Source organism: Rouxiella silvae (genome assembly GCF_002093625.1).
In the GTDB taxonomy this organism is placed as follows: domain Bacteria; phylum Pseudomonadota; class Gammaproteobacteria; order Enterobacterales; family Enterobacteriaceae; genus Rouxiella; species Rouxiella silvae.
This window is the reverse complement of sequence record NZ_MRWD01000020.1, coordinates 20,018-33,605: the sequence shown is the minus strand read 5'-3', so window position 1 is coordinate 33,605 and position 13,588 is coordinate 20,018. Positions and strand designations below refer to the sequence as shown.

Here is a 13,588-nt window from a genome sequence, read left to right as displayed (position 1 = left end):
GTCCCTTAATTAAACGCTGTAAACGTCGAGCTTAGTCCGCCAGCAAGGCGGTTTGTTCATGCCGCGGCGACGGATCAACGGGTCGAGTAGCTTGTCGGGAATAGGGTTGTTTATTGCCCTCCTCTACTATTTTTATTTCTTCAATAATCTGAAGCTCTATATTTTCGAGGGAAAGTTCATCTACACCGGGTTCATGTAGAGGAGTGTTTGGTAAAGAAATCCGCAAATTCAAATCATGCTCTTCGATATATCGAGTCAAAAGAGCGTCGACTTCCTGCTGATCGACTTCTATAGCGGGCAATTCTGCATCGAGAGTATTATTAAATCTGTCCAACAGGACAATCGTTCTGTCTAGGGTTTCATTGAATCCTAGATTAGGTTCGTTTGTAAGTTCTCTACTTGTCACTGAATCATCCAGCGAGTAAATACTGGTATCAACTGACATAGCATCTGCCTGGGAATATACCTCCGTTGCTTCACTGTCAAGCGTCCATAGGCTATTATCGATATCGGAATCAAAGTCGCTTGAATGAATAGAAGGAATGTCCTCCTCCCTAGCAAACTCGCTCCTGTCCACAATTTCATTAATATGGCCTTCAATCTGCGAACTCACACTGCCGGGACGCGTTAATGGCGAATAAGGCTGGTCTATTGAGGCCTCTTCATTCAAAGCCACACTCTGAGGGCTACTGATTTTCGATTTCATTTTTTCATTTTCTTGCAGGGCGTGGCCTTCACGAATTAACGAACGAATACTGGCTGCCGAAGGCCTGACTCGACTTTGAAGCTCGCCCATCGACGCATTGATTACCGCGCCCGCCGCCGCCGCAATAAAATTAGGCGACCGCAGGCGTAGCGTCTCGTTGGCAACATCGCGGACTGTCCGGTCTTCCTGCCACTGCCTATTTTTTAGAGCATCCTGTTCCAGGTATTTTTCGGCATTACGTGCAGCCGCGCGTCTCTGCCCATGAATAGCCAAAGAAGTCGAAGCTAGCGCCGTCGCGGCAAACGACTCCAGCCGTTTTTGCGCCCTAACCTTCTGTTGTTCATCATGAAGTTTTCGTCCTGAGGCACGAAATGCGTTGGTATTCGTTTCCCAGCGAGTATATTTCTCTAAATCTAGTTGCAGTAACCTTTGTATCCTATCCTCAGACATCGGCAGCACATGCTCATACATAATCCTGGCAAGGTTATTGCGCTGGCGTGCTTGCTCTTCTGCCGTTGGCTTATTGAAAAGTTTTTTGTGTGTTAGCGTGCGCCAGAATGATGTGCGCCTAGATAATCCACTTTCGCGCAAAGTTTCTAGTGATATTGACAGATTTGACTTCCAATTATCTGCTTGTTGCCCCCCCCCTTCAATACTGTCTTCTTTATTTTTCCTTTTACGTTCCTCCAGACTATTATTTGCTGGGGCCATTTCACGGGACATTATTCCAAGGCGCCCGTAAAAATTACTACCAAGCGAATATTCTTCGCTCATCTCTCTGTCAGCGACATATTTTTCTTTGAAAAATTCTTTTATCTCTCTCCTGACTTCAGAATTTTCGCATAATTTTTTAAGCAATTGGGTGATAACTACGCCCGTCGTCGAGTGGATAACCAAAGGTATTGTATTAACAAAGCGAAGGCCCAGCTCACGGTTATTTGGAAATAGCGTATTGTAAACTTGATGTAGTAATTCAGATTGGGTTGCTAGAATATTGAATAGCGCCTTCGCCGTATCTCGCATCACCCTTGACCCCGTATGATGAGCCTTTCCGCTTAAGACTGCGAGAACCGCATGCTCCATTAACTGTTCACTGCTGATCCAATTTAAAACCTCCGCAGGACTTTTCGCCGTAACCTTTTCTAGTTCGATTAATAAACCCGGTAATTTTTCTGGTTCTGCTTTCCATATCATCTGCCGTAACTTGGCCTTTTTCGCCGCGGGTGCCCTCTCTTCTACTGAGAGCGAACTTATCGAACTCGATAACGACGCGATGCCTTCTGGTGAGTCATCGACACGCGTAATGTGGGTCGTCATGGCTGGCTGAGCCATTAACGCATTTCCCGCCATTTCCTGATAACGCCTTATTGTCTCGACAACACTCATTCTGGCATCTGCTCCCAGCTGGGCAGCTTCATGCTCTCTGTTATTTTCTTCTTCATTCTTACTGTTATTTTCACCCGGCGTGACGGTATCAGGATCTAATTGGGCGATAGGAATCGCAGAGACTTGCAATACTTCGTACTGCGCCAATGCGCGATACAGCGACTCTGCATCGTGACGATTAGGAACACGGTAGGCACCGTCACACAGCTCATAATATGCTTGTGTCGCACTGCCAGTAGGCAGATTAGTCCGCATCAGTCGGATTTCGTTGTGAGGATTAGCACTTGACGAAATCGGCATATTTACTCTTCGGTAAGTATTAATGGTTGCGTCATTACCTTGGACGGTAATGAATCGTGTCGGCGGGAAATCAGCAGCGTTAAGCAGCGAATTGATTTGGTTAGCTTCTTGCAATAGATATGCACGCTCATGGGATGAGGAGGCAAGCGGCGGTGGCGAGAGAGGACTCTGCACTGGCGCCGGTGAACCTATCGGTGTGAAATTGGCATATTCAATATCAGAAAGATCAATTGTCGCCTGCGGTACGTCCGCAGCTGGAAAATTATTTGGCGCTTTCATGGCCATTGTCAAATTGGGTGCAGTGGCAATATTGATGAGAACGGGCGCAGGTAGATCAGGCTTAGTGAACACATTAGCCGCCTGTTGCGCCTTTACCACTTTTTTTGGGTCACTGGCCTGCCCAGCAGTGCGTTTGAGACTCAATGACCGGAAAATTCCGACTTTTTGATCGCAGTAACGGGCACATTCGGCTGGAGCCAGTTTATACTCAGTCATTAAACGTAACCCCCAGTCCTTGACTGACTCATGTTCACGTTGCTCAGCCTCTGGTTTGGTTCTTAACGATGCTACCTTAGGCGTATCTGGCTGAAATTCGGGGTAGTCTAATAACGTCGTTCTAGCCGCACCCGATACCGCGACATAATCATCATTAGAGTAGTTAGGCCTAAGTAATTTTAATCTTCTTCCGTACTTTAAATCGGTTTCCCCTTCATCACGTTTAATCTCTCGTAAGGACGTCGTCCCTTTCGTTTCGCCTCTAATTTCTATGATGTGGCCCACCGTATAGCGTGAAACATCCGCCGCATCCGCCAACTGTTTTGCACTAAGTCTGTCTCCTCCCGGTGCATTTACCAGCGTAGTCACATACTCACTCCCGGTCTGAAGGGGGAGTCTTGGTGTGGCTAATTTTGCCGCCTCGATCTGTTGTCTTGATATACATTCCGCCCTGGAAAAAAATTCCGCACGATTAAACGTATTATTGCCAGGGAGGTTTACGGCGGTACTGAAGCCACTTTCCCCGCTTGTTGACGCGGGCTGAGCAGGATTGTTCACCACCATAAGCACGGTCGGAACAACGACAATATTTTGTGGAAGGGTTATCACCTTAACCGCCGTGATTAACGCGGGCGATACAATATAATGTTGTGAAACGGGCTGATTATTCATTAATCGATCTCGGTGAAAGTGTCCTGAAGGCGAACACCTGTTGGTGTTTGAAAGGGTAAACACATTACCGAGCCGGCCAATATAAAACTCTAACGTTTCAACTAAGTAAATTTCATAAAGGGATCAAAAAAGGGCCACCCATTGCTGAGTGGCCCTTGATATCGAGTTAACCGCTGACAGCTTCCGCCGCCATTAAGTTAATTATTTTTTAGCATCGTCCGGCAGTGCGTAGGCGATAATGTAGTCACCCAGCTTGGTGCCGAATGAACCATGACCACCGGCTGCAATCACCACATACTGCTTGCCGTTCACTTCATAAGTCATCGGAGTAGCCTGACCGCCCGCTGGCAGACGTGCCTGCCACAGTTGGTCGCCGTTGCTCATGTTGAACGCGCGCAGGTAGTTGTCTGCGGTTGCTGCGATGAAGAATACGTTACCCGCCGTTGAGGTTGGCGCACCCAGCATTGGCATACCCATCTTGAACGGCAGCGGCACTGGTGAGCTGTCGCGCACGGTACCGATACGTTTTTTCCAAACGATATCGTTAGTTTTCAGGTCAACACCAGAGATGTAACCCCATGAAGGTTGCTTACATGGGAAGCCCAGCGGAGACAGGAACGCATTCAGTTCAACGCCGTAAGGCACGCCGTACTGGGTCTGGATACCAGACTCGGTACCGCTGCCACCGGTAGAGCCTGCAGGCGGCTCAATTGGGTTACCCGGTCCACGTGGGATCAGTTTAGAGGTAAACGGCAGCGCGATCGGGTTAGCGATAGCCAGCTGACGATCGGTATCAACGGAGATACCGCCCCACTCGAACATCCCCAGGTTACCCGGGAACACCAGCGTACCCTGCTCTGAAGGCGGGGTGAACGTGCCTTCATAACGCAGACGGTGGAACATCACACGACACATCAGTTGGTCGTAGATAGTTGCGCCCCACATGTCTTTGCCGGTCAGCTTGGCTTCTGGACGGAAAGTCAGGTCAGAGAACGGCTGAGTAGGAGACGTGTGGTCGCCTTTGGCTGCGCCCTGTGGAACAGGCCTTTCCGTTGCAGGCACAACCAGCTTGCCGTCACGACGGTCCAGAACAAAGATGTTACCCACTTTGGTAGGAACATAGATAACCGGAACTTTGTTACCGTTCTTATCGGTAATGTCTGCCAGAGTGGGCTGAGCCGGTACGTCCATATCCCACAGGTCATGGTGCACAGTCTGATACACCCAAGCCAGTTTACCGGTAGAAGCATTCAGCGCCAGCAGGCTGCTCGCGTAACGCTCCATGTCTGGAGTACGGTTACCGCCCCAGATATCAGGGGTTTCCACACCGATTGGCAGGTAAACCAGGTCCAGCTTCGCATCGTAGGCAGCTGGTGCCCAAGAGTTAGGTGAGTTAGGCGTATAGTTTTCGCCCGGACCAGGGATCTTGTTCGGATCAGCAGCGCCGGGATCAAAGGCCCACAGCAGTTTACCGGTGTTCACGTCGAAACCACGGATAACGCCTGAAGGCTCTTTGGTTGAGTAGTTATCGGTAACCGCACCGGCAACCACGATCACTTTATCAGTGACAATCGGCGGTGAAGTTGGCTCGTAACGACCCGCAGAAGCGTAAGGCATGTTGCTCTGCAGATTCAGTTCGCCATTGTTGCCGAAGTCAGGGCAGCGCGCGCCTGTTTCAGCATCAAGGGCAAACATGCGACCGTCATTCACCGGCAGCAGAACGCGGCGAGAACAGAGTGCTGGTGCAGCAGAACCTGAAGCATTGCCTTGGGCAACGTCTGGCGCTTCATGGTAAGACACACCACGACAGGTCACGTGCTGGAAGGTTGGATCGGTTTTCAACTGCGGATCAAATACCCACTTCTGCTTACCGGTTGCGGCATCCAGAGCAAACAGTTTCTGGTGCGGCGTACACAGATAAAGCGTATCGCGAATTTTAATCGGCGTAACTTCATCGGTGAATTCACCTGGATCGTGCGCCGTTTTCACGTCGCCAGTCTGGAAGGTCCAGGCCTCTTTCAATTGACCAACGTTTTTATCGTTGATCTGGCTCAGCGGGGAGTAACGGGTGCCCGCCTGGGTACGTCCATAGGCAGGCCAGTCTGCATCGGCAACGCCAGAGGTAGACTGCACAGGTGCATTGTCTGCCGCTGGGATGGTGCCGTTGATTTCCTGCGGATCGTTAAATACTGAGTAAACCAGTACCACCACGGTGAACACCAGCGAGGTTGCCAGCGCAGCGCGTGCGAAGGCATTCTTTTTGCTCATGGTGTTGTAAACGATGGGCAGCAGGATCCACAGGCCCAGGAAGAACGTCACGTCTAAACGCGGCGTCAGTGCCCAGAAGTCGGACCCCACTTCCCACAGGCCCCAAATAGTGGTTGCCAAAAGGAACACGGCATAAAGCAGCAAAACTGAAGCACGGCGGCGCAGAAGCAACCATGCCGTTGCCAGATAAACAACACCGGCGATAATGTAATAGAGGGAGCCCCCTATTGCCGTCAGCCATATTCCGCCGACCAATAAATATAATCCGCTTAACGCGGCGAACAAAGCGGTGATTATGACGACTATGCGCGATAACGAAGCTTTAGTTTGCATATTATTAACCTTACAAGATTTTCATTGTCTTCGATCTCGCCGTGAAAGGAGATCTTAAAAACATTCGGCGTAGTGCGGAATGTCCTTCCTCGGGCAAGCCCTCTTTAACACCCGGTTAAATCGGCGTTAAGAGCCAGCTTGCTCTAGGTTCTGTAAAGGCCCTGTCCTGTTCCCTGGCGGGAGCCAATGTAGTTTTCTTCAGCAATTATTCGAAAGTATAGGTAAGCGTTGCGCCGCCGCCCCAATTTCTTCCAGGTGCCGGTTCAAAATAACGGCTATTGGTTTCATTCACGATAACCGAGCCGACGTAGTGGCGGTCAAACAGGTTGTCGACGCGGGTAAACAGGTCCAGTGACCAGTTGCTGCGCCAGTTAAGTCGGTAACCGGCATTCAGGCTGGTGAGGGTATAGGCCGGAGCCTGCGCCGTGTTGGCATCGTTGGCCTGAATATCGCTCATGTAACGCAGCTCGGCTCCGGCGTGGAAGCCCTCAGGCGGCGCCCAACCCAATGAAGCATAGGCCGAGTTACGCGCAATGCCCGGCAGCTTGTTGCCTGCGGGAATGTTGCTGACCGAGGTATTCACGTTGTCTCGATAGGTGGCATCAAGCAGCGTCCAGGCCATGCGCAAACGCCAGTCAGAGGAAAACTGCTGGTCGAATGACAGCTCGAGACCGCGACGGCGCGTTTTGCCGACGTTGGCATAGCTGCTGCGTCCGCTGCCGCTGGTCGCAACCGCCAAGTCATTATCGGTGTCAGTCTGGAAAATAGCCGCCGTCAGCAGGCCATAGCCAATACGCGTTTTACTGCCCAGCTCAACGGTGTTGCTGGTCGACGGTTTCAGGTTGATGTTCAAACCGGTAGAACCGTCGGGGCGGTAAGAAAGTTGGTTAATGGTTGGCGTTTCGAAGCCGCGTCCCGCTGAAACATAGAGATTTGAGGCCGGCGTCAGCGCATAGCTCAGCGATCCCATTGGCAACGCTTTGTGATAGCGCGTGCTGCCGCTATCGTCGCCATTGCCGGGAACGATGTAATAATCTTTTGAGCTGAAACTGACGGTGCTGTAGCGCACGCCCGCATTCAGCGTCCAGCGGTCGGTCAGTTTCCAGGTGCTCTGCAAATAAGGGTCAAGATTCCACATCTTGTTCTTTTCGTTGCGGCGCTCGTCACCCTTGACGCCGTACTCGTTAACGCCGTTTTCAACGATAAAGTTTTTGTACCCCATGCGGCGTTCCGTCATGGTTTCATAGTCCAGACCGCCAATCAGCGTGACCGGCACCGCGCCTAACTGGCCGTCGTGTTTCCAGCGCGTATCGATGCCCTGATAGCGACGTTCGAGCACGATAACGCCGCCCGGATAAGCCGGACTCGCCTGGGGTCCTGGTGGAATTGACTGATACTGCGTGGTGTGACGTTCACCCTTATAGGTCATGATGCTCAGCTCGTCGTTGTCCGTCATTTCGCGCACATAGCGCAAACCGACCTGAGTCTGATCTATCGACTTGCGCGTGTTGTACTGATCGGCACGCGGAGACTGCGTTGGGTTGGCCTTCCATTCTGATTCGGTCAACCCGCCTGGGTCACCCGCGTCAACGGTGACACTGTTGAACATCAGCGTCAGGGTGCTGCGATCGTCGATGCGCACGCCAAGTTTGCCGTTGCCGAGATTTTTACGCGCCGAACTGTGGTCGCGAAAGCCCTGCGTGGTAAAGCGTGAGGCTGAAATGGTGTAATTTACGTCACCGGGGTGGGTGCCGTCGCCGGTCGAACCTGAGGCTTTTACGCTGTTGCGAAATGAGCCGTAGCTGCCGAAGTAAGTCCCGGCGGTTAACGTGGTCGGCTGTTGGCCGGTTTGTGTTTCGACGTTAACGACGCCGCCTGAGGCATTGCCATAAAGCGCTGAGAACGGACCGCGCAGAACTTCAATTTTATCAACAGAACTGAGGTCGATGTTTGACGTCTGGCCCTGCCCGTCAGGCATGGTCGCCGGAATGCCATCAACGTAAATACGCACGCCGCTCACGCCATAAGTCGAGCTGCTGCCAAAGCCGCGAACGGAAAGCTGGAGATCTTGCGAATAGTTTTGACGATTTTGAACCTGTAGGCCAGGAACGCCGGTTAAACTTTCCGAGAGATTGACCTGAGGCCGGCTGTCACGCACATCGTCACCATTGACTACGCTAACCGCAGCGGGCGTATCGAGCTCCGACAGTCCACCGTTTTGCTGTTGCGCAACAATAAGCAGCGTGTTGCCTTGGGAATCGGACTTAACCTTTTTGTCAGCGGCAGACGGCTTATCAGCAGGCGCGGACGTTTGCGCATAACTGACTGATAACGGCTGAAACATAGACAATAAAACGAAAGTTGAAATTGAAGTTTTGTTATTCACGGAAAGTTTTCGATTTTTAAAGTTAAGCCTGCTCACGCGCCCACAACGTAGATGAATAAGTCAATCAAGGCACGCAATCCCCAGAGACTGTGTCACGCAGCTGCATAATATAAATTTAAACGAACGGAGAGTATATACAGAACTTTACAGGATGGCTGTATTTTAAAAAATATAGCACGCAGAGTTAACGTGCATGATTTTAAAAGTTATCTGTACGTATAAAATATGTATCTTCCAATCAGTGTAATCGATTACACACATAAAATACATGAATCATATCTATAACCCATTATTTAAAAAACGGCTTTTCACATTTGCATCACGGTAATAATTATTTCAAATAGATCATTAAAAATCAATTACATAAAAAAACATGGCGGAGAGAACCGGCCAAACATGTCGAAATCACCCGCGTTATAAAACAGATTTACCCGACCGATAATATTCCAACCCCTGTTTTATCAACACCAAACCACGGGTTATTATGCAAAGAAAAAGCCGCCAAATTGTAACCGCTCACGCCTGTTTACGCGCAATTATTAGACATAATTTCGCTTAACTGACCTTTACAAAACGTCAACTGTCTACTAATCGCGCCAAATGCCGCACTTATTCACACGGCCTATTTAACGCTAATTCTTCAACGATATTTTCATTAATTATTTCCCCGCTATCGCGATATATCTCGGGGCTAATAGGTATTAACTATGTATAAATTGAAATAGATAAGTTCTACCGATGAAATGTGACCTAGATCACACTTCTTCTAGTGCGTTAAATCCTGTTCTTAAGATGCTCAATAAACAGTCTCACCTTCTCCGGCACATAGCGTGTATTGGGATACAGCGCATAAATCCCTTGGCGCGGAAAGTGGTGATCCGCAAGCAACACCGTCAGTTTCTGTTGCGCAATTTCGTCGGCCACCAGCCAGGCGGGCAAAAGCGCCACACCGGCGGCGTTAAGGACAAACGATAACAGCGCCGCCGCGCTGTCGGCCATGATTGATGCACCCGGCTCAACGTTAAAAAGACAACTGTGCTTCTGGGGCGTGGTCACGACCCAACTCAGCGGCGTCGATAATCGACTGTGGGCAATCCATCGCGCCTGCGCTAACTGCGCTAACGAATGAATGCCCTGCGGTGCAAAACGCTGTATATAAGCCGGTGAGGCAACAGGTAAAATGTCAAAACTGTCGATAAGCGTAGCGTGATGGCTGGAATCTGCAAGTTGACCTAGCCGAATTGCGACGTCAAAGCGGTCTGAAATCAAATCGCTATGCGTGGATGACGACACTAACTGCACCCGCAGCTGAGGATGTCGTTCAGCAAACGAACTCAGTGCAGGCACGACTTTACGCGCGCCATATTCAGGCGTGGTGGTTAATCGCAACACGCCACTCAGTCCATGATGGTCGCGGCGAACCTCGTCCAATACGCTTTCGGCATCCTGCAGCAACAGTAAACAGCGTTGATAAAACCCCTCCCCTGCGCCTGTTAATGAAACACGGCGCGTCGTGCGATGCAGCAGAGCGACGCCGAGTTCGGCTTCCAGCTGCTTAATGTTGAAGCTCACCACCGCTTTGGTCAGCCCCATCGCACCGGCGGCGGCGGTAAAACTTCCCGCTGCCGCCACGTTGACGAATATCTCTAATCGTTGAAAATTCAGCATCACTCAACCCACTGTCAAAATTTTTTTGACAGTGTAACTGCTGAGGTGCGGTTTATCCGCCTGATTATGTCGATTACACTCGCCGTTCATTTGCGGAGAACCCCATGAATTATCGCACGCGCGTCGCTGTTGTTTACCTGCTCGGATTCTTCATCGACTTGATTAACATGTTTATTTCCAACGTGGCCTATCCGGCAATCTCGCACCACTTTCAGGCCAACGTGGAGCAGTTGGCGTGGATAAGCAACGGTTACATCGTCGGCCTTACGCTGGTAATCCCCGCCAGCCGCTGGTTGGCCAGCCGACTCGGTGCCAAGCGCCTTTTATTGATCTCTTTGATGACTTTTTTGGTGGCCACTGTGGGTGCAGGCACCGCCAATTCACTGGCTGCGTTGATAGGCTGGCGAGTTGTGCAAGGCTTAGGAGGCGGCCTGCTCATCCCGATTGGTCAGACGCTAACTTATGCACTTTATCCCCCAAGCCAACGGGCACGCCTTTCGGCCATTATTATGCTGGTTGGGCTGCTGGCGCCCGCGCTTTCACCGGCGGTGGGAGGAATTATTGCCGACAACGTTGGCTGGCGATGGGTGTTTTTTGCCTCCGTTCCACTGGCGGCAGTGAACCTGCTGTTGGCGGCCCTTTGGTTGCGTAGCGAAAAGTCTGCTCTACCCGTCCAGAGGTTAGACGTGGGCGGATTACTGACTTCCTCCTCCGCGCTGCTGCTGATTCTTCTCGGGCTGACGCTGCTAGGCGGCAACGGCACCCAACTTATCGGTGCGTTGTTACTGATGGCCGGGATAGCAATCATGCTATTTTTCATTTACCGGTCGCTGCAAAAGCCTCACCCACTGCTCAATCTGCGGCTTGCCAGACTGCCGCTGTTTAAAATTTCCATGCTTATTTATCAACTGGTGCCCGGCATTTTCACAGGCGTTAGTCTGCTGACGATGCTGTATCTGCAAAACCAGCTGGGGATGCCTGCCACGCAGGTCGGTGAACTGATGCTGCCCTGGGCACTGGCCGCCTTTTTGGCGATTAGCCTGACCGGTAAAAAATTCAATCAGCTTGGTCCACGTCCGCTGTTTATTGCCGGCTGCATAATCAACGGCTGCGGCCTGGCAGGACTCACACTGATTGGCACAGCCGATGACAGGATCACTCAGATTGTTTGCTTTGCGCTGATGGGCTTTGGCAGCAGTCTTTGCAGTAGCACGGCGCAGAGCGCAGCCTTTATCGATATCGACAATGCCCAACTTAGCGATGCCAGCGCGCTGTGGAATATCAATCGCCAGCTAAGTTTTTGCCTCGGCGTTACGCTAATGGGGCTGTTGTATAATCTGCTTTCGGCGCTACAGCCGGCAAGTGAAGCCTATCGCAGTTGTTTTGCCCTCGCGGCACTCAGCACCCTTCTCCCCATAGCGCTCTGCCTGCGACTTGATAATTGCCGCATTGTCGCTAGGCTCACGCCATAACACAGGAAATATTATGCTGCACACTAATCCATACTTTAACGAAGTCATTGAGGCCCATCGCTTAATTGAGCAATGGCTGGGCGAAGGCGAGGTGCCTGAAGAGGTCTGCGATCGGCTGATAACCCGCTTCAGCGAGCAGTACAGCATGATCGGCGTCGCGGGAAATGCACTGGACTTTGCCGGGCTGAGCAGATTTTTCCGCGCTAACGGCTCGGCAAAAAGTGGACTGGAGATTGAGGTATTTGATCTTCGCACGGTGGCAGAGTGGCCAACCGGTGCTGTGGTAAGTTATCAGGAAAAGCAACGACTTGCCGACATTACAACGCTGCGTTATTCCACCGCGGTGTTTGAACGCACGGCGCAGGGTAACATTGTGTGGCGCCATCTGCATGAAACCAGCAGCGCCCTCTGATCGTTGTTTAATTACTCTTTGACCAATGCACTGGCGGTAATTTCATCGGTGATTAATCCGTGCAGCAGGCCGCTGGCCAGCACGGCGCGGATCGCATCGATTTTATTTTCACCGCCGGCAATCGCCACAATTTTATCGGCGCGATTGGTATCCAGCGTCACGGCCAGCGTTCTGGCGGTGAGTTGGGTATTGATGGCGCGGCCGTGGCGGTCAAAGAAATGCCCTATTAACTCGCCCACGCCGCCGGAGGATGAAATATCCTGCATTTCGTCCTCTTGCACCATACCGGCCTCCACCAACTGCGCCGCGGCTTCTACCGTACCAATACCCACCAGTTTTACTTCGGCACCTTCAGCCATCGAGAAAACTTCTCTCACCCCGCGTTGGGACAGGAGAACGTCTTTATCTTCAACGGTATTAGCTAAAAATGGTACCGGCATGATGTAGGCGTGTGCACCGGTTTTTTCGGCGATGCGGTGCATGACGTCGTGCGGATTAAGGGCATAATTGCGCGTCAGACAGCCCAAAAGAGAAACAAACTGCACCCGTTGCGCATCGATACGCGGCAGTTGATGCACCACAGAAGACAACGTGCGGCCATGTCCCAGTCCCAAGGTCGTCAGTTGGTCGGAAACCAGCAGGCTGCGCAAATAGTCTGCGCCCGCCATGCCCAAGGCTCTGACCGGCAGGCCGCTTTCGGCCAAATCTGGCGCAACACGACAAAAGCTCAAGCCAAAATTGTCCCGCAGCCGATCCTCAAGCTTGACGCACTCAACGATATCGCCATCGATGGTCACCTTTACCGCACCGTCGGCCACCACGCGGGCGATCATTCGATGGGTTTTTAGGGAAGGTAACCCCAGACGTTTTGCAACGTCTGCCTGAGTCAGTCCTCCTACGTAGTGCAGCCAAGCGGCTCGTAGTGCAAGGGAGTCGTCAGCGTCCGCCTGCGAGGAAGAATGTTTCATGGATTACCTCAAAACCGTCTCGATCATTTAATAGCGTGAACCATGCAAACGGCCTTGGCTGCTTCTGCGCCTTTTTTGACGAAGTGCGTATGGTAGAACTCGGTGAACTCTTTTTCTGGCTGGAAGTTGTGTGGGGTCAGTGAAACGGAAAACACCGGCACGTCGGTCTCTAGCTGAACCTGCATCAGGCCGCTAACCACTGCCTGCGCAACAAAATCATGGCGATAAATACCACCGTCAACCACCAAAGCGGCGCAAACTACAGCATCAATGTTGCCACGCTGGGCCAAACGCTTGGCCAGCAAAGGCATTTCAAATGCGCCGGGGACGTCAAACACTTCAAGCTCATACGCCTGCTGATGGGTTTCCAAATACTGTTTAAAACCTACCAGCGTCTGGTTAACAATATCGGCGTGCCAGTTGGCTTTGATGTAGGCAATCTTAATAGGGGCGGTCATAAAAACTCCAGTAAAGGTTCAATAATATTCATCATTATAATCAAGGGAATCGCCCTTATCATCC

At 51.3% G+C, this 13,588-nt stretch carries 8 protein-coding genes; 2 read left to right on the top strand and 6 right to left on the bottom strand.

Annotated elements, in window-relative coordinates; translation table 11 throughout:
• Positions 1-31 precede the first annotated feature (31 nt).
• From BS639_RS10010 to BS639_RS09995, 4 genes are all read right to left on the bottom strand, one after another.
• Positions 32-3,559, bottom strand: coding sequence for a hypothetical protein (locus BS639_RS10010; RefSeq protein ID WP_084983016.1), 3,528 nt, complete (start codon positions 3,557-3,559; stop codon positions 32-34).
• 201 nt (positions 3,560-3,760) lie between these two features.
• Positions 3,761-6,160, bottom strand: a complete 2,400-nt coding sequence (locus tag BS639_RS10005) for a glucose/quinate/shikimate family membrane-bound PQQ-dependent dehydrogenase (protein WP_084983015.1) — start codon at positions 6,158-6,160, stop codon at positions 3,761-3,763.
• A gap of 205 nt (positions 6,161-6,365) precedes the next feature.
• Complete coding sequence (gene pqqU, locus BS639_RS10000; RefSeq protein ID WP_233427652.1) at positions 6,366-8,546, bottom strand: TonB-dependent receptor PqqU; 2,181 nt, start codon at positions 8,544-8,546, stop codon at positions 6,366-6,368.
• A 774-nt stretch (positions 8,547-9,320) separates the two neighbouring features.
• Complete coding sequence (locus tag BS639_RS09995) at positions 9,321-10,214, bottom strand: LysR family transcriptional regulator (RefSeq protein ID WP_055778206.1); 894 nt, start codon at positions 10,212-10,214, stop codon at positions 9,321-9,323.
• Between the two features lie 104 nt (positions 10,215-10,318).
• On the opposite strand from BS639_RS09995, the gene BS639_RS09990 reads away from it, so the two are divergent.
• Positions 10,319-11,686, top strand: coding sequence for an MFS transporter (locus tag BS639_RS09990; protein ID WP_084983014.1), 1,368 nt, complete (start codon positions 10,319-10,321; stop codon positions 11,684-11,686).
• Positions 11,687-11,699: 13 nt separating this feature from the next.
• On the top strand, positions 11,700-12,098 hold the full coding sequence (locus tag BS639_RS09985) for a hypothetical protein (protein WP_055777078.1): 399 nt from the start codon (positions 11,700-11,702) through the stop codon (positions 12,096-12,098).
• 11 nt (positions 12,099-12,109) lie between these two features.
• On the opposite strand, the gene BS639_RS09980 is transcribed toward BS639_RS09985, so the two are convergent.
• Entirely contained in the window at positions 12,110-13,066 is a 957-nt protein-coding gene (locus BS639_RS09980) for a sugar-binding transcriptional regulator (RefSeq protein WP_084983013.1), read from the bottom strand.
• Positions 13,067-13,089: 23 nt separating this feature from the next.
• A complete protein-coding gene (locus BS639_RS09975; protein WP_084983012.1) occupies positions 13,090-13,524 on the bottom strand; it encodes a 6,7-dimethyl-8-ribityllumazine synthase in 435 nt (144 codons plus the stop codon).
• Between the last annotated feature and the right edge of the window lie 64 nt (positions 13,525-13,588).

What these genes read in the sequence shown, in the direction of transcription:
- BS639_RS10010 (WP_084983016.1), bottom strand. Translation starts at nt 3,559, where the DNA reads ATGAATAATCAGCCCGTTTCACAACATTATATTGTATCGCCCGCGTTA.
- BS639_RS10005 (WP_084983015.1), bottom strand. Translation starts at nt 6,160, where the DNA reads ATGCAAACTAAAGCTTCGTTATCGCGCATAGTCGTCATAATCACCGCT.
- BS639_RS09995 (WP_055778206.1), bottom strand. Translation starts at nt 10,214, where the DNA reads ATGCTGAATTTTCAACGATTAGAGATATTCGTCAACGTGGCGGCAGCG.
- BS639_RS09990 (WP_084983014.1), top strand. Translation starts at nt 10,319, where the DNA reads ATGAATTATCGCACGCGCGTCGCTGTTGTTTACCTGCTCGGATTCTTC.
- BS639_RS09985 (WP_055777078.1), top strand. Translation starts at nt 11,700, where the DNA reads ATGCTGCACACTAATCCATACTTTAACGAAGTCATTGAGGCCCATCGC.
- BS639_RS09980 (WP_084983013.1), bottom strand. Translation starts at nt 13,066, where the DNA reads ATGAAACATTCTTCCTCGCAGGCGGACGCTGACGACTCCCTTGCACTA.
- BS639_RS09975 (WP_084983012.1), bottom strand. Translation starts at nt 13,524, where the DNA reads ATGACCGCCCCTATTAAGATTGCCTACATCAAAGCCAACTGGCACGCC.